The organism is Pseudomonas sp. 382 (assembly GCF_002759075.1).
In the GTDB taxonomy this organism is placed as follows: Bacteria; Pseudomonadota; Gammaproteobacteria; order Pseudomonadales; family Pseudomonadaceae; genus Aquipseudomonas; species Aquipseudomonas vlassakiae.
Map to the genome: position 1 here is coordinate 536,926 of NZ_PEMX01000001.1, position 21,364 is coordinate 558,289.

Consider the following 21,364-nt stretch of genomic DNA (forward strand, 5'->3'; position numbering starts at 1 on the left):
TCTTCCCGGTGTTATTGATCTTGTCCTTACGCAGTATGGACGCCTGGCAGCGTGCTGCAGTGGCCACTACCAAAGATTACATTGCCTGCGTCCTGAGACAGCGCTACCTTAGTGGCCGTTCCCCATTCCTGCAAGTAGTAAAATTACAACATCCATGTCCCGCACCGGCTCTCGCACCACAGGTCGTCCCACACTGGCTGAAGTCGCCAGGCTCTCAGGTGTTTCCCCGATCACTGCTTCGCGCGCACTGCGCGGGGTCAGCACGGTTGCACCTGAACTGGTGGAAAAGGTCATGGCTGCCGCCACGTCCCTGGGCTATGTCGCCAACCCGGCGGCGCGGGCGCTGGCGTCGGCGCGCAGCCAGTCGGTGGTGGTGCTGATTCCGTCATTGTCCAACCAGTTGTTCATCGACACCCTGGAGGCCATCCATGAGGTGATGCGCCCGCGTGGGCTAGAGGTGCTGATTGGTAACTACCACTACGATCTCGACGAAGAAGAAAACCTGATCCGCAATTACCTGGCCTATCAGCCGTGCGGCATGCTGCTGACCGGCTTCGATCGCAGCGATGCCGCGCGGCAGATGCTGGCAGCCAGCGGCGTGCCCTGCGTGCACATGATGGAGCTGGGTGGCGAGGCTGGCGCGTTGTCGGTGGGCTTTTCCCAGCAGCAGGCCGGGCGGGCTGCGGCAACGCACCTGATCGAGCGCGGCCGACGGCGCCTGGCGTTCATTGCCGCGCAGCTCGACCCACGGGTGATGCAGCGCGCTGAAGGCTTTCGCCAGGCCCTGGCCGAAGCCGGCATGCAGGCCACCGAGCTGGAGATTCTGGCGCCGCAACCGTCATCCATCGCACTGGGCAGCGAACTGTTCAGCCAGTTGCTGGCACAGGCGCCGGATGTGGATGGGATCTTCTTCTGCAACGACGACCTTGCCCAAGGCGCGGTATTACAGGCATTGCGGCAAGGGATCGAGGTGCCACGGCAGGTAGCCATGGTCGGTTTCAACGATTTGCCGGCTTCGGCGCACATGGTGCCGCGCCTGACCTCCATTCGCACCCCGCGGGCAGCCGTTGGTCGGGGCGCCGCACAGGCACTCCTGGCGTTGCTCGATGGCAAGCGTGTAGCGACCAAACAGCAGGACCTGGGCTTTGAACTGATGGTGCGCGAGAGTTCATGAAATGCTTGAGGAAACATCGCTAACTGGCTAATCAGAATGTGATATCAAGTTGCTTGCACGCCATCAAAGCCGATCTATGCTCAGAAAACACTGGGCATCAAGGATCATGGCGCCATGTTCGACTTCCACCGCAAATCTGATTTGATCGAGATTCAGCGCACCCGCAAGGCCCTGGCCGACGCCCAGGCCAAGCTCGCGGCAATAAGCCGCTGCATGGCGATGATCGAGTTCACCCCCGACGGATCCATTGTTGATGCCAATGCCCAGTTCTGCCAGGCCATGGGCTACAGCGTGGACGAATTGCGCGGTAAGCACCATCGCCTGTTCTGCGACCCAACCTACGCCAAAAGCGCTGAATACCAGCAATTGTGGAGTGAACTGGGGCAAGGCAAGGCTATCAGCGGTACCTTCGAGCGTGTCGACAAGGCGGGGCGCGAAGTATGGCTGGAGGCCAGCTACATGCCGGTGCTCGACGAGCAACAGCAGGTGACCAGTGTGATCAAGGTGGCGGCCGATATCAGCCAGCGGGTGAAGGACGAGCACGAGAGTGAAAGCCTGCTCAAGGCAATCGGACGCTCCATGGCGGTGGTCGAGTTCACCCCGCAAGGCCGGGTGATCAAGGCCAACCCGAACTTCCTGGCGACCATGGGCTATCGCATGGAGGAAGTCGTGGGGCGTCATCATGGACTGTTCTGCCTGCCCCATGAGCGCGAATCAGGCGCATACCGTGACTTCTGGGCTTCGCTCAATCGTGGTGAATATCACTCGCACCGCTTCGAACGCATCAACAAGCAGGGCCAGACGGTTTACCTGGAGGCTTCGTATAACCCGATCTTCGACAACAAAGGTCGCTTGTACAAAGTGGTCAAGTTCGCCAGCGATATCACGGCGCAGGTCAGTACCCAGCAGAGTGCCGCCGATGCGGCCCATGCCAGTTCGGTGCAGACCGATGCCTGCGCGCGCAAAGGCACCGAGGTCGTCCAGCAGACCGTAGCGGTCATCGAGCAGATCTCCCAGGAACTCAATGACGCTGCCCGCAGCATCGATGCGGTAAGCAAGCAGTCGGATGTGATCGGGCAGATCGTGCTGACCATCCGCGGTATTGCCGACCAGACCAACCTGCTGGCCCTGAACGCTGCCATCGAGGCGGCCCGGGCCGGTGAGCACGGTCGCGGCTTTGCCGTGGTGGCCGACGAGGTGCGCAGCCTGGCGGCGCGCACCAGCAAGGCGACACTGGAGATTGTCGATGTGGTGCGGCAGAACCATGACCTGTCGTTGACCGCCGTGGCCAGCATGCAGTCGAGCCTGTCACGCACGGGGCGTGGCGTTGCCCTGGCCAACGAGGCGGGGACGGTGATCATGGAGATCCAGCAAGGCTCGCGGCATGTGGTCGATGCCATCAGCCAGATCAACTCGACGCTGCAATTGCACTGAGCGTGTCGCCCAGTTCACGCAGCAAGGCCTGCAGGCTAGCCTCGAGCTGCAGGTGCAGAGCGTCTGTTGGCAGCCCCTGGGCATGGGCCTGTTCGATGGCTTCGCAATCTTTCACCACCTCGCGTACCCGCAGCATCCTGGCCCCCCCTTTGATGCGGTGGGCAAGGGTACGCAATGCCTCGCGGTCACTGGATTGTTCAAGGGCTTGCAAGGCGTTGAGGTCTTCGCGGGCGCTTTGCGTCAGTTGCTCAAGCAGCTGCCTGGTCAACTGTGGGTCATCCTGGGTCAGGTTGCGCAGTTCGTCCAGGTTGAATCCGCTCGAGAGCGGTGCCGTGGCGCGTACCTGCGACAGGTAAGCCTTCAGGGTTCGCAGCCCAATGGGCTTGAACAGGCAATCGTCCATGCCGCTTTCCCGGCAGCGTTGGCGCTCTTCGGCCTGGGCATTGGCGGTCACCCCGAGAATGCAGCAGGCGGTCTGCCCGCGCTGGCGCTCCAACTGGCGAATCCTGCGGGTCAGTTCATGGCCGTCCATGACCGGCATGCTGCAGTCCGTGATGACCAGGTCGAAAGCATGCGTTTGCCACAAGGCCAGCGCTGCTTCGCCATGCTCGGCCAGCGTCACCAGGTGGCCGAGGTTGTCGAGCTGTTTTTCCAGCAACAGCAGGTTGGCCGGATAGTCATCGACCACTAGCACATTCAGTGTCCTGACGTCGGCTTCGTCGTCGGCAGCGTTGTGCATCTCGGGTATTGGGGGCTCACTTAGCGGCAGCGTCAACTCGACCCGCACGCGCGTGCCGACACTTTCAACGCTTTGCAGGTCGAGCCTGCCCCCCATCAGTTCGGCCATGGTCCGGCTTATCACCAGACCCAGCCCCGCCCCTTGACTCGCCCTCGGGCCTGAAACCTGGGTGAAGCTGTTGAAGAGCCGAGCCTGGTCCTGCGCGGCTATGCCGATGCCGGTGTCGCTCACAGCCAGTTCGACCACTGCGCTATCGCCTGCCGTCGAAGCTTTGAAGTTGACTTGGGCCAAGACCTCGCCACGGTCGGTGAACTTGATTGCGTTACTCAACAGGTTGGAGAGGATCTGCTTGATCCGCAGTGGGTCAGCCAGGACCCAGAGTGGCCCTTCAGGCAGTTCGCCTCGCAGGTGCAGGCCCTTGATTCGGGCATTGCCCTCGAACACACGCAAGGTACTGCGGACCAGGTCCAGCAGGTCGGTTGCCACCGGCTGCAGCGTCATCTGCCCGGATTCGATGCGCGAAATGTCCAGGATGTCGCCGATCAGCCCGAGCAGGCCGACCGCTGAGTCGTGAGCGGTCTGCAAGGTCTGGGTGTCGCAGCGACCTGTACGGTTGTCTTCCAGTGCCAGCTCCAGCAGGCCGATTACCGCGTTCATGGGCGTGCGGATTTCGTGGCTCATGGTTGCCAGGAACGCGCTTTTGGTCTTGCTGGCCTGTTCGGCTTCGTCCTTGGCCTGGCGCAGTTGCTCCAGCAGCCCCCGGCTGAATGCCAGTTGTGTCTGCAGCGCCCGTTGAGCTTCGGTGCGCTGCTGGATCAGCTTGCGCAAGTAGCTGTTCCAGAACACTACGCCCGCCAGCAGCAGGGCAGAGAGCACCAGCACCTGCAGGGCCAGCGTACGGTAGTCGCGCCATGGGCTGTCGCTGACCAGGGTGCTGGTGTGCCAGCGGTTCAACAGCTGGTCCAGCTCATCGGGGGGGATGCTTATCAGTGCCTTGTCGAGGATAGCTTGCAGTTGCGGCTGGTCAGGGGCCACGGCAAATGCGGCGACGGCCGGTTCGTCGTCCATGACGCTGGCGATACGCAACCGCCCCTTGAACACTTGATTGATGTAGTAGGAAGCATTGATATAACTGCTGTAGGCAGCGTCAGCATCGCCATTGGCCACGGCCTCCATCAGGCCAAGGGGATTGTTGACCATCACCAGTGTCGCCTGCGGAAAGCGCCGCAGTACCTCGGCACGCAGGTGCGAACCATGGAGGAGCGCGATGCGCTGGCCGTCGAGATTCTTGGCTTGCAATGACGAGGGCCCTTGGTTACGGGTCACCCACACCCTGGGGCTGACCAGATAGGGGCGGGTGTAGCGCAGCCGCGTCGCGCGCTCTGTGCCATAGCCCAGCGCGCCGATCATTTGTGCCTTGCCGTGGGTGACTTTTTCAACCATCTCCTGCACGGTGTCCTGCTCGATGAACTTGAATTGCAAGCCGGTGCGCAGGGTGATCTGCTTGAGCAGGTCGACGGTGATACCGTTGACATGCTGCTGGGCGTCGTTGAACGTCAGCGGGGCGAGGGCCGTGTCGACCAGTACGGTCACGGTCGGATGCTGGGCGATCCAGTTTTTTTCTTCCTCGGTCAGCGCTGACAGGTGTCGCTCCAGCAACAAACTGGTGTTGCTTCTGCTCCAGCGGCGCAGGATGTTCAGGCGCTCGCTTTCGCTGATCCTGGCCAGGGCGCTATCGACCAGGCGGCGCAGCCGCAGGTTGTCATTGGCAAAGGCAAAAGCAAAGGTGCCAGACGCCATCTGGGAAAAGTGGTCGATCTTCACTGTGCCCTGGTAGCTTTTGCCAATCTGGTAGTCGGTGCTGATGGCATCGCCCAGATAAGCGTCGGCCTCACCCAGGTCGACTGCTGCCAGGCCTGCCAGCGTGGAGCGATACAGACTCAGTTGCACCTCTGGATAGAGCACCCGGACTGCCTCGCCCGGCAGGTAGTGATCGACCATTGCCAGGCGCAAGCCGGCCAGCGTCTTGTCTTGCCTCAGCGCGGCATCCTTGCGTGTCGCGATAACAGGCAGGTCTTCGGCATAGGGTAGGCTGAGGCTGAGCTTGGCATCGGCGGCCTCAAAGCTGTTGGAACTGCCCAGCAGGTCGATCTTGCCAGCGCGTAGAGCGGCGATCGCCTCGTGGCGACTGGCGTAGCGCCTGACTTCGACCGGTACCCCCAGTTGTTCGGCAATCAGCCCGGCATAGTCGGCACTGAGGCCTTCGTAATCATCCAGGCTGACGTTAATTTCGAAAGGGGGGTAATCCGGCCGTGAAGTACCCAATAACAATGCGCCGCGTCGCTGCAGCCACTCGCGGTCGGCATCATTCAATTGCAGCGGCTGTGCGGCGCTGGTGGCGCGTGCCAGCAAATGCCGCGGCTCACCGTCGGCGAGCGACATGAGCGGGCAGCCGAGCAGGGCGACGAACAGGATCAGGCCAGCCAGGACAGGTTTCATACGCGCCGCGCGCTCAGTTGACGTGGTTGCGTTTGGCCAGATCGACCATCTCCACCAATGACTCGGTCTTGAGCTTCTCCATGATGCGGCCACGGTAAGTGCTGATGGTCTTGGCACTGAGGTTCATGCTTGCGCCGATGTTCTTGTTGTTTTCACCACGGCTCAGGCGCCGCAGTACTTCCATCTCACGGTTGGACAGGCTGCCCAGGCGGGCGGGCTCGCTCTCCAGGGTATTGCTGTTGACCGCCATCTGGGGGAAGGTCGAGTAGCCCTTGATCAGTGCCTTGAGGGCGAAGACCACAGCCTCAAGGTCTTCGCCCTTGGTGACGAAGGCACCGATACCGGCGTCCAGGCAGCGGCGCACGTAAAGATCGGTGGCTTGCCCGGTCAGCACCATGATTTTCGGTGCCGGCTCCTGTTGTTGCAGGCGCTTGATGACTTCCATGCCATCCAGCCCGGGAAGCCCTATGTCCAGTACCACTACATCCGGGCGTAATTCGCGCACCTTCTGTGCCACTTCGCTGCCATTGTCCAGTTCGCCGACGATACGAAAGCGCTCGCGCTCGAACAGTATGCGCAGGGAAAAACGAACGATGGCGTGATCATCAACGATCAGCACGGTTGTCATGTCATCAACTCCTGTCGGAATGTGGTCGGCTTCCTGAAGTAATCAGGGGGGTACGTCTGCAAGCTTTTTCGGCAGTGCAGCACGATACGACCATTCCGGATCCGTAGTAATGGCGAGTATAGATGTGTTGAACAAGCGAGCCGGTATTGTGGAAATTTCCTACAAGAATGTTGTTACAGGCCTCGTCGCAAGTGGCGAGGCCTGTGAACGGCAGAGGGTCAGGCGCAGGCGGGGTGAGGCTTGAGCACGCGCTGGGTCGAGGCGGGGTTGTTGTTCAAGGCCTGGCCCACCCGCGCCGGGCGGGCCAGCAACTGCCCGCCGCAATTCGGGCAGCGGCCCTGCAAGCGATCGTCAGCGCAGTTGCGGCAGAAGGTACATTCGAACGAGCAGATCATGGCGTCAGGGCTGTCGCCCGGCAGGTCGGCATCGCAGCATTCACAATTAGGGCGCAGCTCCAGCATGGATAGTCCTCCGGTGGTGGAAAGCGCAGTCTGCGCCGTCCTTCGCAGGCTTGGCAATGCTAGTCGCCGGGGCGGAACAAGTGCGCGTGGCCGGCGCGGTACAACGCTGACTCGGTGAACGGGGCATCGCCGAGTACATGGCCGACGAGGATCAGGGCGGTGCGTCTGAAACCCTTGCTGGCGACCTGTTCGACGATATCGGCCAAGGTGCCGCGCACCGAGTCCTGGTCTGGCCAGGTGGCACGATGTACTACGGCGACCGGGCAGTCGGGGCCGTAGTGGGGAAGCAATTCTTCGACGATGCGCGGCAGGTGCTTGACCCCCAGGTGAATGGCCAAGGTACTGCCGTGCCGGGCCAGGTCGCCGAGCTGTTCGCCTGCAGGCATCGGAGAGCTCTCGCCGTAGCGGGTGAGTATGACGGTCTGCGCGACCTGTGGCAGGGTCAGTTCGCAGCCGAGCAGCGCCGCGCTGGCGGCAGTGGCGGTGACCCCGGGGACGATCTGGTAATCGATGCCCAGTTCGCGCAGGTAGCGGATCTGCTCGCCGATGGCACCATACAGGCTGGGGTCGCCACTGTGCACCCGGGCCACGTCCTGGCCGTTGGCGTGTGCGGCGCGAATGGCGTCGATGATTTGTTCGAGGTGCAGTCCGGCACTGTTGATGACCTTCTCGGCCTGGTGGCCTTCGAGTACCGCTGCGGGTACCAGCGAGCCGGCATAGATGATCACAGGGCACTGGCGGATCAGGCGTTGGCCCTTGACCGTGATCAGTTCCGGGTCGCCGGGGCCGGCGCCGATGAAGTAGACCGTCATGGCAAATCCTTGAAAAAAGAAGCAATTATCCGGCGCAGGCCAGAGCCAGGGTAGTGGGGCCACGCACCTGGCGGGCGACCTTGAGTGTGACGCTGGGGTGACTGAGGCTGGCCAGGGCCAAGGCGGTGCTCTCGGCGACACCCCAGCAACCGCTGTGCGCGAAGGCCACGGCGGAGCGGTGGCTGAGCTGGGGTTCGAACCGCTGCAGTTGCTCGGCCGCGAAAACCACCAAGGGCAAGGCGTGACGTGCGGCGAGTTGCTGCAAGCCTGGCTCGTCGGCCTTGCCAGCGATGCTGGCAAAGCCACGAAGTGCTGTGATGTTCAGGCCGTGATGTTCCAGCACTGCTTGCAGCAGGGCTTCGAGCACGTCCACCGGACAGCCCCGGCGGCAACCGAAGCCGGCGTACAGCACCGGCATTGACGGGGCGGTCATCAGGCGTGGCTGGAGCGGCGATACAGCCAGGCGCTGAGCAAGCCCAAGGCCACCCAGAATGCCGCGTTGGTCAGCCACGAAGCGATCATGAACTGGGTTTCCAGGGCGTGCGGTGCCAGGCTTTCGTGGACCTGCGGCTGCGGCGCGCCGATTACGTGCGGTACCACCAGCAACACGGCACCCAGGGCCTTGAGCAGGCCATGACGTGCGAACACCAGCATGGTCAAGCCCAGTGCCGTCGCGGCGGCAGTGCCGACCCACCAGCTCTGGCGCTGACCGAGATCGGCGGCGGCAGTGCCGGGCAGTTCGGGTGGCAAGCCCAGGGTAGGCGCGAGGCAGAACACGGCAAAACCGGCCAGCCCCCACAGTGCGCCCGTGCTGGTGCGGGCTGGCTCCCGCAGGCTGTACAGGGCGGCGAGGATCAGGGCGAAGCCGACGGCAACCACCAGGTTGCCGCCGGTGGTCGAGAGGGTGCGCTGCCAGCCATCTTCGGGCGACCAGGCTTCTTCGCCATGGGTGTGGCCAGTGCCAGCTTCTTCGCCGTGGCTGTGGTGCGCAGCTGCCGGGCTGGCCGATTCGTAGGTTTCCGCCTCAAGGATCAGCGGTGCGACCCAAAAGCTTTGCAGCAGGGTCAGCAACAGGGCAGCGAGCAGGCCGCTGAACCCGGCTGTGCGGGCAATACGCTTGATCATGGCAGCCTCAGTGGCAGGGGAAGGCGGCGCTATGGCGTGTGTCGTGCGCGGCGTTGTGCACGGCTTCGATGTGCGAGAACCCGGCGAAGTAGACCAGGCACAGGCCGAGCAGGCTGGCACCGACGGCGATGACCACCCGCTGGCTGAGGGTGATGGGGGTGGCGATGCTATGTTTGGCGCTGGTGATGGGCATGACGCGATCCTCTGCTTTTTTGTAGGGGCAACGGACAGGCGCGGCAGTCCCGGGGGCAAGGCGCCCGAGGAGATGCGACAGCGCCCGCCCACCGCGGGGTGTTCATGGACGACAGGCCGGTCTCCGGGCTTGCGAGGAGGAGCAGAGCTCCTTGAAAAGCATCACCTTCCCATGCCGGACTGCGTGGCACAGTGGTCTGGACGCTTCGCTCGCTTACCGTTGCGGGGGCAGCACCGGATTTGCCCGGCCCTGGAGGGCCTGCGACGCACCGATTTCCCGTTTCACCCCCGCTTGGGGGCACCTGACGCAAGGCGTAAGGAGAGCACGGGGCGAGGGAGACGTCAAATGTCATACAGATGCAATGCTTGCTCTTGCTCTTGCTCTGCTCTTGCTTTGGCTTCTAAGCGCGCAATAGTCCAGGCGACGCTGAGTGCGACTTCAGGAGGCCGAACGCAGGCGTCTGGAGGGCTAGGGTGCGCAGCACCCCTTCGGCGCAGCCGAAGGCGCGAGATGTAGACTTGCGCAGCAAGTCGTAGGCCGCGCGGGCCCGGAAGGCGCCGGAGTGAGGGGACCCCGGAGCGCAGCGCAGGGGCCGGATGATGGGAGCGGGGGTTTTTGCCTACTTTTTGCCCAGTCAAAAAGTAGGTCGCCGTAAAGGCGAAAAGGTGATTCAGCGCCACCATGGCGAATGAATGTTGACTTGATTTGAAAGCCCACTCCCAAAAGCCAAAAGCCAAAAGCTGGACAGCGATGGTTTTGATTGAGGCGAAAGCATTCATTGGCAGTGGCGACGCACAGTCACCTTTCCGCCCTTACGGCGGGTCACTTTTTGTCAAACGCGACAAAAAGTAACCAAAAAACGCTGGCTCCCATCATCCGGCCCCTGCGCTGCGCTCCGGGGTCCCCTCACTCCGGCGCCCTCCGGGCCCGCGCGGCCTACGACTTGCTGCGCAAGTCTACATCTCGCGCCTTCGGCTACGCCGAAGGGGTGCTGCGCACCCTGGCCCTCCAGACGCCTGCGTTCGGCCTCCTGAAGTCGCATTCGGCGTTTGCTGAACTACCGCGCGCTTAGAAGCAAAAGCAGAGCAACAGCAAGAGCAACAGCAAGAGCAACAGCAAGAGCAACAGCAAGAGCAACAGCAAGAGCAACAGCAAAAGCTGAACCTTGGGCTTCGTGGACAGGATGGCAACAGTTGACCACCCGCCACCCCCCGCGTAGCCTTGCGACTTCGAGGTTCTTCGGCACTGCCGAAGCTAAGACGGGAACGCGGTACAAGCCGCGGCTGCCCCCGCAACTGTAGGCACCGACAATGGGTCGACACAGCCACTGCGCCACCGCGCGGGAAGGCGTCACCCCGCCAGCTGCTTGATGCTCTGGAACGGTGCAAGCCAGGAGACCTGCCTCGAGACGATTTCGACTTTCAACCGGGCGGGGTGATCCGGTGGCGAACGAGCCCGGCCGGCCTGGCCTGCGGCTTTCGTCCCGTGTGCCCGCACCAACCTGCCAAGGGCAACGCGACATGAAAACACTGGCCAAGCTCCCCGTCACCATCGTTACCGGCTTTCTCGGCTCGGGCAAAACCACCTTGCTCCGCCACATGCTCGACAACGCCCAAGGCCGCCGCATCGCGGTCATCGTCAACGAATTCGGCGAGCTTGGCATCGACGGCGAAATCCTCAAGCAATGCAGCATCGGCTGCACCGAGGAAGAAGCCAGCGGCCGCGTCTATGAACTCGCCAATGGCTGCCTGTGCTGCACCGTGCAGGAAGAATTCTTCCCGGTGATGCGCGAACTGGTCGCACGCCGCGGCGACCTCGATCACATCCTCATCGAAACCAGCGGCCTGGCACTGCCCAAGCCCCTGGTGCAAGCCTTCCAGTGGCCGGAAATCCGCAACGCCTGCACCGTCGATGCGGTCATCACCGTGGTCGACAGCCCGGCCGTGGCTGCTGGCACCTTCGCCGCCTACCCGGACCAGGTCGACGCGCAACGCAAGCTTGATCCCAACCTCGATCACGAATCGCCACTGCACGAACTGTTCGCCGACCAGCTGGCCAGTGCCGACCTGGTGGTGCTGAACAAGGCTGACCTGATCGACGCCGAAGGCCTGGCCAAGGTGCGTGCCGAAGTGGCCGAGGAGCTGCCGCCAGCCGTCAAGGTAGTCGAAGCCAGCAGCGGCCGGCTGCCGCTGGAAGTGCTGTTGGGCGTAGGCGCCGAGTCCGAGGCGCACATCGATGGCCGTCGCACCCACCACGATTCCCACCATGACGGCGATGACCATGACGATCACGACCATGATGCCTTTGACTCGATCTCCATCGACCTGCCCGAAGCTGACGAAAGCCTGCTGCTCGATGCCCTGACCCAGCTGGTGGTGGAGTTCGGCATCCTGCGTGCCAAAGGCTTCGCGGCCATTCCGGGCAAGCCGATGCGCCTGCTGGTACAGGGCGTGGGCACCCGTTTCGACAAGCACTTCGACCGCGCATGGCGCGCTGACGAACCCCGCATCACCCGCCTGGTGCTGATTGGCCAGGACCTCGATGCGGTAAAGCTGGAAGCGCGCCTGCGCCAGGCCCTGGGCGCCTGACCCATGCACCTGCTGCGGACCCAGCCCGGCGGCTTCGTGCCAGACGACAGCATTGCCGACCTCGGCCAGACGCCCGCCGACCTGGTGATCCTCTGCAGCGGCGACTCGCACCTGGCACTGCTAGCCGAAACCGCCGAGCAACTGCCAGACGATTTCCCCAGCGTGCGCCTGGCCAACCCGATGCAGGTGCAGAACCATGCCTCGGTCGACTTGTATGTCGACGAGGTCCTGCGCCACGCCAAGGTAATCCTGGTGTCGCTGCACGGTGGCGTCGGCTATTGGCGCTACGGCGTCGAGCAGCTGGTCGAACTGGCAACGCGGGGCGTGCAGCTGATCCTGGTCCCCGGCGATGATCGCCCGGACCCGGAGCTGACCGGCCTCGGCACGGTCACCGGCGAGCCGGCCGAGCGCCTCTGGCACTACTTGCGCCAGGGCGGCAAGCGCAATGCCATCAACCTGTTCAACTGCCTGGCCAACCAGTGGCTGGGGCGTGACTACCCTTGTGACGAACCGCAGCCTTTGCCGCGCACTTCGGTGTATCACCCGAGCCTACCCGGCGCACGGCTCGAAGACTGGTACAGCCACTGGAACAGTGAGCATCCGGTGGCACCGCTACTGTTCTATCGTTCTCACCTGCAGGCTGCCAACACCACATTCATTGACGTGTTCTGCGAGCGCTTGCAGGCCGCCGGCCTCAACCCGCTGCCCATCGCGGTGGCGAGCCTCAAGGAAAGTGCCTGCCTGGAGCAGGTCGAAGCCTGGCTGGACGAAGTGGGGGCCGAGGTGTTGATCAACACCACCGGCTTTGCCCTTTCCAGCCCGGAACGGCCCAACCTGCGCCCGTTCCGTCGTGATATCCCGGTGTTGCAGGCCATCTGTGCGCAGGACAACCAGCCCGGCTGGGAGGCCAGCGAGCAGGGCCTGGGTGCCCGCGACCTGGCCATGCACATCGCCTTGCCCGAACTGGACGGGCGCATCATCACCCGACCGGTCAGTTTCAAGGACATGGCCTGGCGCAGCGAGCGCAGCCAGTCCGATGTGGTCTGTTACCGTGCCCACCCCGAGCGTATGGACTTTGTCGCCGAGCTGGCACGGCGTTGGGTAGAACTGGCGCGCCTGCCCAATGGGCAAAAGCGCGTGGCCCTGGTGCTGGCCAACTACCCGACCCGCGATGGCCGCATCGGCAATGGCGTCGGCCTGGATACCCCGGCTGCTGCCCTCAACATCCTCAAGGCACTGCAGGCCGAAGGTTATCCGCTTGCAGAGCTGCCAGGCAGCGGCACGCAACTGATTCATCAGCTGCTGGGCGGGGTGACCAACGACCTTGAACACCTCGACCAACGCCCGTGCGCCCAGAGCCTGAGCCTGGCGGACTACCACGCGGCCTTCGCACGCCTGCCAGAGGTTAATCGCCAGGCCGTGCTGGAGCGCTGGGGGCCGCCCGAGCAAGACCCGATGTACCGCGCTGGCCGCCTGATGGTCGCCGGCCTGCGCTTTGGCCTGACCTTCGTCGGTATCCAGCCAGCGCGCGGCTACCAGGTCGACCCCAGCGCGGTGTACCACGACCCGGACCTGGTGCCACCGCATGGTTACCTGGCGTTTCACTTCTGGTTGCGTCATGCCTTTGCTGCCGATGCCGTGATCCACGTCGGCAAGCACGGCAACCTGGAGTGGCTGCCCGGCAAGGGCGTCGGCCTGTCCGCACACTGCTGGCCGGACGCGCTGCTCGGCCCGCTGCCGAATATCTACCCGTTCATCGTCAACGACCCGGGCGAAGGCGCCCAGGCCAAGCGCCGGACCCAGGCGGTGATCATCGATCACCTGATGCCGCCGCTGACCCGCGCCGAAACCTACGGCCCGCTGCGTCATCTGGAGCAGCTGGCGGACGAATTCTACGAAGCCCAGCTGCTCGACCCACGGCGTGCACGAGAGCTGCAGCGCGACATACTCGAGCTGGTCAAGGCCAACCATATCGACCGTGAGTTGCAGCTGGAGGGCCAGCTGGACGATGCCGCGGTGTGGTTGCCGCGCCTGGATACCTACCTGTGCGACCTGAAGGAATCGCAGATCCGCGATGGCCTGCATGTATTCGGTCAGTCGCCGCAGGCGCGCCTGCGCCTCGATACCTTGCTGGCTTTGCTGCGCGTGGAGCGGGGCGATGGTCGCGGTGGCAATGCCAGCTTGCTGCGGACCCTGGCCAAGGCACTGACGCCGGGCTTCGATCCCCTCGACTGCGACCTTGGCGAGGCCTGGTCAGGGCCACGCCCGGCGATGCTGCAGGCCGTGCAAGCGGGCGCTTGGCGCACTGCTGGCGATACCCGCGAGCGCCTTGAGTTGCTTGCCTTGCGCATCATCGAACAGGCCCTGGAAGGGCCGGCGCAGCTGCCCGAACAACCGCAATGGCAGCCAGTGCACGACGTGCTGGACGCCCTGCGCGAGCAGGTCGCCCCTGACCTGGATGCGTGCGGCGCTGCGGAGATCAATGGGCTGCTGGCCGCGCTGTGCGGGCGTTTCGTACCGGCCGGTCCCAGCGGTGCACCCAGCCGCGGCCGCCTGGATGTACTGCCCACCGGGCGCAACTTCTACACCGTCGATGTGCGCAACCTGCCCACCACCACCGCCTGGCGCCTGGGGTTCGCCTCGGCCAACCTGATCCTCGAACGGCACCTGCAGGACCATGGCGACCATCTGCGCCAGCTGGGCTTGTCGGTGTGGGGCACGGCGACCATGCGCACCGGTGGCGACGACATCGCCCAGGCCATGGCATTGATGGGGGTGCGCCCGGTGTGGGCTACCGGCAGCCAGCGCGTCGACGACTTCGAGATCCTGCCACTGAGCCTGCTCGACCGCCCACGGGTGGACGTGACGCTGCGCGTCTCGGGCTTCTTCCGCGATGCCTTCGGCAACCTGATCCGCCTGTTCGATGCGGCGGTGCAGGCAGTGGCGGCACTGGACGAGCCGGACGACCTGAACCCCCTGGCCGCACGGGTGCGCAACGAACGCGCCAGCCTGCAGGCGCAGGGCGTGGATGCCGAACAGGCGGCGCGCCAGGCGGGATGGCGGGTGTTCGGGGCCAAACCAGGCGCCTACGGTGCCGGCGTGCAGAACGCCATCGACGGCCGCCTGTGGCACAGCCGCGAAGACCTCGCCGAGGTATACCTCAATCATGGTGGCTATGCCTACGGTGGCCGCGATGAAGGCACCCCGGCGCGCGCTCAGTTCGCCCGGCGCCTGGGCCAGGTGCAGGCGGTGTTGCAGAACCAGGACAACCACGAGCACGACCTGCTTGATTCCAACGATTACTACCAGTTCCAGGGCGGCATGCTGGCCGCGTCGGAGACCTTGTCCGGTGGGGCAGTGGCCAGTTATCACGGCGATCACAGCCAGGTCGACCGGCCGCGGATCCGTACCTTGAAGGAAGAGCTGAACCGCGTGATCCGTGCCCGCGCCCTGAACCCGAAGTGGATCGACGGGGCGAAACGCCATGGCTACAAGGGTGCGTTCGAGCTGGCCGCGACCGTCGACAACCTGTTCGCCTTTGACGCCACCACGCACCTGATCGATGACCATCATTACCAGTCGCTGGCCGATGCCTACGTGCTCGACCCGGCGACCCGCGACTTCATGCGCGAGCACAACCCCGAGGCGCTGCGCGACCTCACCGAACGCTTGCTGGAAGCCCAGCAGCGCGGGCTTTGGGAAGCCCCCGGTGACTATCGCGAGGCACTTGAGGAACAGTTGCTCGACGGCGAGGAACAGCCTTGAAATGAGTGAACCCGTGCAATTCCCACTGGCGGCCGTGGTCGGCGCCGAGGACCTCAAACTGGCCCTGTGCCTCACCGCCATCGACCCGAAGATCGGCGGCGTGCTCATCGAAGGCCCGCGCGGCATGGCCAAGAGTACCTTGGCGCGTGGCCTGGCCGACCTGCTGGGCGAGGGCCCGTTCGTGACCTTGCCGTTGGGCGCAAGTGAAGAGCGTTTGATAGGGACGCTGGACCTGGATGCTGCACTTGGCCAGGGCAAGGCGCAGTTTAGCCCCGGTGTGCTGGCCCATGCCGATGGTGGCGTGTTGTATGTCGATGAAGTCAACCTGCTGCCCGATACCCTGGTCGACCTGCTGCTGGATGTGGCTGCCAGTGGTACCAACCGCATCGAACGCGATGGTATTTCCCATCGGCACAGTGCCCGTTTCGTGCTGATCGGCACCATGAACCCCGAGGAAGGCGAGTTGCGTCCGCAATTGCTCGACCGCTTCGGCCTCAATGTGGCGCTCGATGGCCTGCCGGCTCCAGAGGCACGCCAGCAGATCATCCGTCGGCGGCTGGCGTTCGACAGCGACCCGCAGGCATTCTGCGAGCAGTGGGCCAGTGCCCAGGCGCTACTGCGCGAGCGCTGCCAGGCGGCGCGCCAGGGGCTGGCGGCGATTGCCCTGGACGATCAGGCCCTGGCCTGGATCACCGAGCGTTGTTTCGCCGCTGGCGTCGATGGCCTGCGTGCCGATCTGGTCTGGCTGCGAGCTGCCCGTGCGCATTGTGCCTGGCGCGGTGGGCAGGCGATCGAGGAGGGGGATGTCGACGCCGTGGCCGAATTCGCCTTGCGCCATCGCCGGCGCACGCCAGCCGAGGTGCCAGCCTCTGCGCCGCCCGGTGCAGCGGATGGCCGCGACAGGCAAGGCGAGGGTGGCCAGGGCGATTGGGGCGCACTGCCGGCGCAACCGGTGAGCAGCGGCGCACGGCGAGAGGTGCCGAACTGGGCAAAAAAGCCCTGAGCATCCGCCAACCAGATTTGCAGCTGGCGGATGCCATGCCTCGTGCCGGAAAACTGCCAGGTGCCAGCCGAGGCCGCAGCCGTGCAGCCTCCTCTGGCCGGGTGGCCTGGCTGCCGACCTTGCTCAAGGGCCGCCCACGGTTGCGCCAGGACCTTTGCTGGCAGCAGCGCCAGGCGCAGGCCAATGAACTGTGGCTGGTGATCGTCGATGCATCGGCTTCCACCCGGCGCCACCAGGCGCTGGCGCAGTGCAAAGGCCTGCTCGCCGAGTTGTTCGACCAGGCCTATCGGCAACGCGCCCGCCTTGCGCTGCTCACGGTCAGCGGTGGCGCTCCACAGTGGCAGCGTCATGGCCTGAAGGCGTCGGCAAGCCTGCAGCCTTGGCTGCAGGCCCTCGGGGCTGGCGGCGGCACGCCTTTGATCGCAGCGCTCGATCAGGCCAGGCGCTGGTTGCAGGCCCGGCACAAAGCCCATCCCCACGAGTTGCAGCGCTGCCTGGTATTCACCGATGGTCGCCTGCAGCGTTGCAATGGCGTGCAGCCCATGCCTTGCGCAACGGTGCTGGTTGACATGGAATTGGCGCCAGTTCGCCTTGGCCGGGCGCACCAGTTGGCCACGCAATTACAAGCCGTCTATCAGCATCTTGAGCAATTCAAGGTAAAGCAGTGAATAAGGTGGGGCGGGATGGGCGCGACACTATGTCGCAATAAGAAAGTTGCCTGGCAGGCTATCGCTAAGTTGCTCAAGTGCGTGCCGGGCACGCACTTGCAAAGGCGCAACGCGATTATTTCGGCATTGACCAAGGTTGCAGATCGTAACCTTTCTGGGACAGTTCGGCGCGGACTTCCTCGATCAGGCTGGCCCACTGTGCAGGGTCCGAATAGATACGCGACGATACTTGTTTGCTGCCGATACGGGTGCTGGTCCGGTCGATCACCGCAAGGCTCAGTTCGCCTGTACCGTTGGGCGCATCCCAGGCAACGCACTGGAAGGGTTCGAATGCGTGGTCGGCAATCAGCAGTGCCTCGTTGACACGGAGCGGTGCATTCATGGTTCGGTCTCTCTATGGTCCCAAACAGCGAAGTGAGGTCCGCGTAACTGCTACGTCGCTTCAGGTGTTATTGCGATCCGCAGCGCGGGGTTACTCGTACTGATGCTCCAAGTTAGGGGTGGAGTCACACAGCGCATGTAAAATTTTTGCCGGTTACAGATTTTTTGTTTCCCGGCGCCGCTGTGACGCCAATGAATATGAAAAATTCCCGAGCCGGTTTGCTTCGTCAGAATCCGGCAGACAAACGGTCGTGGGCAGCGTCAAGTTCGTTGCTACTGTTAATTCGGCGCCGCAACTTACTGTTTTAACGAAAAAAACCAACAATTGGCGCCAAGGAACGGTCATGCACGAGACTGCCGCCCTGCGTCGCTTGCTCATCGTCGACCCCTGCGACGATTGTCACCGTCTGCTACCCGGCTTGGAGAGTGCCGGCTGGGAGGTTCACAGTTGTGGCCTGGACCAGGCCCTTGAGCACCGTTGTGATATCGGGGTGTTGCGCCTGCAGGCCTCGCACTTGCGGCATCCGGACGCGGTCAAGGACATGATCAAGCGCAGCAACACCGAGTGGATTGCCGTGCTCAACGCCGAGCAGTTGCGTATGCAGAACGTCGGTGACTTTGTCTGCGAATGGTTCTTCGATTTTCACACCTTGCCGTTCGATTACTCCCGCGTGCTGGTGACATTGGGGCGAGCATTCGGCATGGCCCGCCTGCGCGGCAAGGGCACGGTGAGGGTGGATGGGCTGGAGCATGAACTGCTCGGCGACAGCCGGCCGATCCTTGAGTTGCGCAAATTGCTCGGCAAGTTGGCGCCTACCGAATCGCCTGTGCTGATCCGCGGCGAGAGCGGCACCGGCAAGGAGCTGGTGGCGCGGACACTGCATCGGCAATCCCAGCGCAGCGAAATGCCGTTCATCGCCATCAACTGCGGGGCGATCCCTGAAAACCTCATCCAGTCCGAGTTGTTCGGTCACGAGAAAGGGGCCTTTACCGGTGCCCATCAACGCAAGGTCGGGCGGATCGAGGCAGCCCATGGTGGCACCTTGTTCCTCGATGAAATCGGCGATCTGCCCCTGGAGCTTCAGGCCAACTTGCTGCGTTTTCTGCAGGAAAAACACATCGAGCGGGTAGGTGGAAGCCAGCCGATACCGGTCGACGTGCGGGTACTGGCGGCAACCCACGTTGACCTTGAAAAGGCCATCGAACAAGGGCGCTTTCGTGAAGACCTCTACTACCGGCTCAACGTGTTGCAAGTGGTGACAGCGCCGCTGCGTGACCGGCATGGCGATCTGTCGATGCTGGCCAATCATTTTTCCCACTTCTACAGCCTGGAAACAGGCCGCAGGCCCCGCTCATTCAGCGACCATGCGCTGGCAGCGATGGGGCGCCACAACTGGCCGGGCAATGTCCGTGAACTGGCCAACCGGGTCAGGCGCGGGCTGGTGCTCGCCGAAGGGCGCCAGATCGAGGCCCAGGACCTTGGCCTGCAGGGCCTGGAGCAGGAAGAGCAGCCGCTGGGCACGCTGGAAGACTACAAGCACCGGGCCGAGCGCCAGGCGTTGTGCGATGTGCTGGACCGGCACAGCAATAACATGAGCATTGCGGCGAAGGTGCTTGGTGTATCACGGCCAACGTTCTACCGGCTGCTGCACAAGCACCAGATTCGTTGATCAGCTGGATTGGGCGATATGCCCGTCAGACAAGTCTTCCAGCGGCTCTTCCTCGCCAGGTAGCGCGGTGATCACGCTGAAGTCACTGATCTCGACCTCGCCGCCGCCGTAGCCGAGCAGGTGGAAGGAAAACGCCTTGCGCATCGTCGGATTATCGAACCCGAACTCGATTTCCAGGGGTTCGTCGGCCGTCACCCGGATCTCTTCGGGCAACCCCAGCGGCACATCCTGTTCCAACTCCTTGGCCTTGAGCTGAATGTAGGCCGCGTGCTGCCGGTCCAGCGAACGCACCTTGACCCGCACCCGGGTGTGCGAGCCTTCGGGCATTTCCAGGTACTGCGCGCCGATCAGGTTGTCAGCCCAGTCGTCGCGTATGCGCGCCTGCAACTGAATGGCGGACGGGCCGCCGAACTGATAACGCAGGTTGAGCGGCGTCTGCAAAAGCGACTGGTCGAGCACGCCGGCCAGCGCGCCAATCTGTAGACCCAGGGTGCTGTCGCCAGGGCCGAGGTAGCGGGCCTTGTCAGCGATGAAGCCTGGGCTGTCATAGCGGCGGCAACGCTGCTGGAAATCGCACTCGGTGAAAACGCCCTTGCCATCGTCGTAGCGCAGCATGCCGTTGGTGTAGGAAATCATCTCCCGGCTACTGTCGTAATCGCGGTACAGCGAGCGCCCGCCAAGGGCGACCGGGATCGGCAGGGCAAAGTAGTCGAGCAGCGACGTGGCCAGGTCGATGTGGCCGTAGGTACCGGTCTTGATGCGCGGCAGTTGCGCCTGCTCCGGTGCCAGGGTCAGGTTGAAGCCCCAGGACGAGGCCAGACGCACGCCATCGATACCGTGGGATTCGTCAGAGGTCACCACTACCAATGTGTCCTTGAGCACGCCCTGACGTTCGAGGTTGTCGAGGAAGGCACCGATAGCATCGTCGAGGTAGGCAACCGCCGCTTGCTTGGCGGTGTCGTAGCGCTGCAGGTAATCGTCGGGAGCGGAGTAGGGCTGGTGAGTACCCACGGTGAGCAAGGTGAGCATCCATGGGCGGTCTTGCTGGCGCAACTGGCCGACATAATCCAGGGCCCCTTCGAAGAAGGCCCGATCGTCCTTGCCCCACGGGAATTCCAGGTAGTTCTTGTTGCTGAACCACTCCAGCCCGTGCACCGAGTCGAAGCCGATATGCGGCATGATCCGGTCCTTGGCCATGAAGCGCAGGCCCGCGCCTTGCAGGTAGTGGGTGGTGAAGCCTGCCTGGCGCAGCTGTGCTGGCAGGCAGGCCTGGTTGCGCTGCTGCTGGGTGAGGAGTTCGACCCCCTTCGGTGTGCCGTTGGCCAGCTTGTCATAGTCGCCACACAGCATCGCGTACAAGCCGCGAATAGTCTGGTGCGTATGCAATACGTAGTCCGGGGTGTTCATGCCTCGTTCCGCCCAGTGGCTGAGCTTGGGCATCAGGTCTTCATCGAAGCGGCTGTGCAAGGCCTGGCGGTTGGGGCGCACATAAGCGCCGGGGATGCCTTCGAGGGTGATCACCAAGAGGTTTCGGGCACGACCTGGTGCGGCCAGCAGCTTTTGCCCGCTCAGGTCATGCTGGGTCAGGCCGGCACTTGGCAACGGCGTGACGGCGGGAGCCCGACCGGCCCAGTGCTGGGCGTGACGCTCCAGGTCGCCGACGGCCGCAGACAGCAGCTGATGAGCAAGCGTGTACTGGCGCCACTGATCAGCGTCACTGGGCGCCAGGTGCTGGCTGCCCCAGTGTGCAGCGAACAACAGCGCCGGGATGGCCCAGGCCTTGCGCGTGAACTTCGCACCCGGCTGCCTGCGGCTGCGCCAGGCGCTCCCCAGCCAGACCAGCAGGCCGCCCGCGAGCAACAGGGGCAGCCAGGCATGGGCCAGACCGCCGCCGGTGGAGTTTTCCATGAATTGCGGGTCGAACAGATAGCTCAGGTCGGCACTGGTCGGCAGCCTGCCCACGGCGCTGACCAGCTCGGCCGAAGCCACCCACAGCGCGGCCCAGGCCAGCAGAACCGGCAGCGCCAGCCACCATGCGCGGCGCTGCAACAGCAGCACCAGCAGACTACCTAGCGCCAGGTCCGACAGATAGCCATACGGGCTGGACCAGCCCAGCAGGGCGCGCACGACCAGGGGAATCACCAGTACCAGTGTTGCCAGGGCAAGCAGCCGGGTGCGTGGTGGGCCTTGCAGGTTCTTCACGAAAACTTTCCTTTTTGCCATG

At 63.7% G+C, this 21,364-nt stretch carries 15 protein-coding genes, 2 pseudogenes and 2 riboswitches; of the genes and pseudogenes, 8 read left to right on the top strand and 9 right to left on the bottom strand.

What is annotated here, in order from left to right:
- Positions 1-154: 154 nt before the first annotated feature.
- From CQW31_RS02745 to CQW31_RS32000, 3 genes and pseudogenes are all read left to right on the top strand, one after another.
- Entirely contained in the window at positions 155-1,174 is a 1,020-nt protein-coding gene (locus tag CQW31_RS02745) for a LacI family DNA-binding transcriptional regulator (protein WP_099813671.1), read from the top strand.
- Between the two features lie 219 nt (positions 1,175-1,393).
- Positions 1,394-2,071: pseudogene (locus tag CQW31_RS31995) on the top strand (PAS domain-containing protein); the annotation flags it as partial.
- A gap of 105 nt (positions 2,072-2,176) precedes the next feature.
- Positions 2,177-2,608, top strand: a pseudogene (locus tag CQW31_RS32000) (methyl-accepting chemotaxis protein); the annotation flags it as partial.
- Here the strand turns inward: CQW31_RS32000 and CQW31_RS02755 are convergent.
- From CQW31_RS02755 to CQW31_RS02785, 7 genes are all read right to left on the bottom strand, one after another.
- A complete protein-coding gene (locus CQW31_RS02755; protein ID WP_099813673.1) occupies positions 2,583-5,846 on the bottom strand; it encodes a transporter substrate-binding domain-containing protein in 3,264 nt (1,087 codons plus the stop codon). The pseudogene CQW31_RS32000 and the gene CQW31_RS02755 sit on opposite strands and share 26 nt — an antisense overlap.
- Positions 5,847-5,859: 13 nt before the next feature.
- On the bottom strand, positions 5,860-6,474 hold the full coding sequence (locus CQW31_RS02760) for a response regulator transcription factor (protein ID WP_054886571.1): 615 nt from the start codon (positions 6,472-6,474) through the stop codon (positions 5,860-5,862).
- A gap of 218 nt (positions 6,475-6,692) precedes the next feature.
- Entirely contained in the window at positions 6,693-6,935 is a 243-nt protein-coding gene (locus CQW31_RS02765; RefSeq protein ID WP_054886570.1) for a DUF1272 domain-containing protein, read from the bottom strand.
- Positions 6,936-6,994: 59 nt separating this feature from the next.
- Complete coding sequence (cobM, locus tag CQW31_RS02770) at positions 6,995-7,747, bottom strand: precorrin-4 C(11)-methyltransferase (RefSeq protein WP_099813674.1); 753 nt, start codon at positions 7,745-7,747, stop codon at positions 6,995-6,997.
- A gap of 25 nt (positions 7,748-7,772) precedes the next feature.
- Positions 7,773-8,165 (bottom strand): cobalamin biosynthesis protein, encoded by a 393-nt coding sequence (locus CQW31_RS02775; RefSeq protein WP_099813675.1) that lies wholly within the window; start codon positions 8,163-8,165, stop codon positions 7,773-7,775.
- A gap of 14 nt (positions 8,166-8,179) precedes the next feature.
- A complete protein-coding gene (locus tag CQW31_RS02780) occupies positions 8,180-8,872 on the bottom strand; it encodes a CbtA family protein (protein WP_099813676.1) in 693 nt (230 codons plus the stop codon).
- A 7-nt stretch (positions 8,873-8,879) separates the two neighbouring features.
- Positions 8,880-9,065, bottom strand: coding sequence for a CbtB domain-containing protein (locus CQW31_RS02785; protein ID WP_054886566.1), 186 nt, complete (start codon positions 9,063-9,065; stop codon positions 8,880-8,882).
- Positions 9,066-9,161: 96 nt separating this feature from the next.
- Positions 9,162-9,385, bottom strand: a riboswitch (cobalamin riboswitch).
- Positions 9,386-10,280: 895 nt separating this feature from the next.
- A riboswitch (cobalamin riboswitch) is annotated at positions 10,281-10,486 on the top strand.
- A 99-nt stretch (positions 10,487-10,585) separates the two neighbouring features.
- Here CQW31_RS02785 and cobW point away from each other — a divergent pair.
- Genes cobW through CQW31_RS02805 form a run of 4 tightly spaced genes read left to right on the top strand, consistent with a single transcriptional unit; the run spans position 10,586 to position 17,089 of the window.
- On the top strand, positions 10,586-11,653 hold the full coding sequence (cobW, locus tag CQW31_RS02790) for a cobalamin biosynthesis protein CobW (protein WP_099813677.1): 1,068 nt from the start codon (positions 10,586-10,588) through the stop codon (positions 11,651-11,653).
- 3 nt (positions 11,654-11,656) lie between these two features.
- Positions 11,657-15,418 (top strand): cobaltochelatase subunit CobN, encoded by a 3,762-nt coding sequence (gene cobN / locus CQW31_RS02795; protein WP_099813678.1) that lies wholly within the window; start codon positions 11,657-11,659, stop codon positions 15,416-15,418.
- A gap of 1 nt (position 15,419) precedes the next feature.
- Complete coding sequence (locus CQW31_RS02800) at positions 15,420-16,421, top strand: ATP-binding protein (RefSeq protein ID WP_054886515.1); 1,002 nt, start codon at positions 15,420-15,422, stop codon at positions 16,419-16,421.
- Positions 16,422-16,456: 35 nt separating this feature from the next.
- Positions 16,457-17,089 (top strand): VWA domain-containing protein, encoded by a 633-nt coding sequence (locus CQW31_RS02805; protein WP_054886514.1) that lies wholly within the window; start codon positions 16,457-16,459, stop codon positions 17,087-17,089.
- Positions 17,090-17,204: 115 nt separating this feature from the next.
- On the opposite strand, the gene CQW31_RS02810 is transcribed toward CQW31_RS02805, so the two are convergent.
- A complete protein-coding gene (locus tag CQW31_RS02810) occupies positions 17,205-17,471 on the bottom strand; it encodes a hypothetical protein (RefSeq protein WP_054886513.1) in 267 nt (88 codons plus the stop codon).
- A 343-nt stretch (positions 17,472-17,814) separates the two neighbouring features.
- Here CQW31_RS02810 and CQW31_RS02815 point away from each other — a divergent pair, with 343 nt between their 5' ends.
- A complete protein-coding gene (locus tag CQW31_RS02815) occupies positions 17,815-19,140 on the top strand; it encodes a sigma-54 dependent transcriptional regulator (RefSeq protein WP_054886512.1) in 1,326 nt (441 codons plus the stop codon).
- Here CQW31_RS02815 and CQW31_RS02820 read toward each other — a convergent pair whose 3' ends face one another.
- On the bottom strand, positions 19,141-21,342 hold the full coding sequence (locus CQW31_RS02820; protein ID WP_099813679.1) for an LTA synthase family protein: 2,202 nt from the start codon (positions 21,340-21,342) through the stop codon (positions 19,141-19,143).
- Positions 21,343-21,364: the final 22 nt, after the last annotated feature.

Bases quoted from the DNA above. Each gene is read 5' to 3' on its own strand.
- CQW31_RS02745 (WP_099813671.1), top strand. From the start codon at position 155: ATGTCCCGCACCGGCTCTCGCACCACAGGTCGTCCCACACTGGCTGAA.
- CQW31_RS02755 (WP_099813673.1), bottom strand. From the start codon at position 5,846: ATGAAACCTGTCCTGGCTGGCCTGATCCTGTTCGTCGCCCTGCTCGGC.
- CQW31_RS02760 (WP_054886571.1), bottom strand. From the start codon at position 6,474: ATGACAACCGTGCTGATCGTTGATGATCACGCCATCGTTCGTTTTTCC.
- CQW31_RS02765 (WP_054886570.1), bottom strand. From the start codon at position 6,935: ATGCTGGAGCTGCGCCCTAATTGTGAATGCTGCGATGCCGACCTGCCG.
- cobM (WP_099813674.1), bottom strand. From the start codon at position 7,747: ATGACGGTCTACTTCATCGGCGCCGGCCCCGGCGACCCGGAACTGATC.
- CQW31_RS02775 (WP_099813675.1), bottom strand. From the start codon at position 8,165: ATGCCGGTGCTGTACGCCGGCTTCGGTTGCCGCCGGGGCTGTCCGGTG.
- CQW31_RS02780 (WP_099813676.1), bottom strand. From the start codon at position 8,872: ATGATCAAGCGTATTGCCCGCACAGCCGGGTTCAGCGGCCTGCTCGCT.
- CQW31_RS02785 (WP_054886566.1), bottom strand. From the start codon at position 9,065: ATGCCCATCACCAGCGCCAAACATAGCATCGCCACCCCCATCACCCTC.
- cobW (WP_099813677.1), top strand. From the start codon at position 10,586: ATGAAAACACTGGCCAAGCTCCCCGTCACCATCGTTACCGGCTTTCTC.
- cobN (WP_099813678.1), top strand. From the start codon at position 11,657: ATGCACCTGCTGCGGACCCAGCCCGGCGGCTTCGTGCCAGACGACAGC.
- CQW31_RS02800 (WP_054886515.1), top strand. From the start codon at position 15,420: ATGAGTGAACCCGTGCAATTCCCACTGGCGGCCGTGGTCGGCGCCGAG.
- CQW31_RS02805 (WP_054886514.1), top strand. From the start codon at position 16,457: ATGCCTCGTGCCGGAAAACTGCCAGGTGCCAGCCGAGGCCGCAGCCGT.
- CQW31_RS02810 (WP_054886513.1), bottom strand. From the start codon at position 17,471: ATGAATGCACCGCTCCGTGTCAACGAGGCACTGCTGATTGCCGACCAC.
- CQW31_RS02815 (WP_054886512.1), top strand. From the start codon at position 17,815: ATGCACGAGACTGCCGCCCTGCGTCGCTTGCTCATCGTCGACCCCTGC.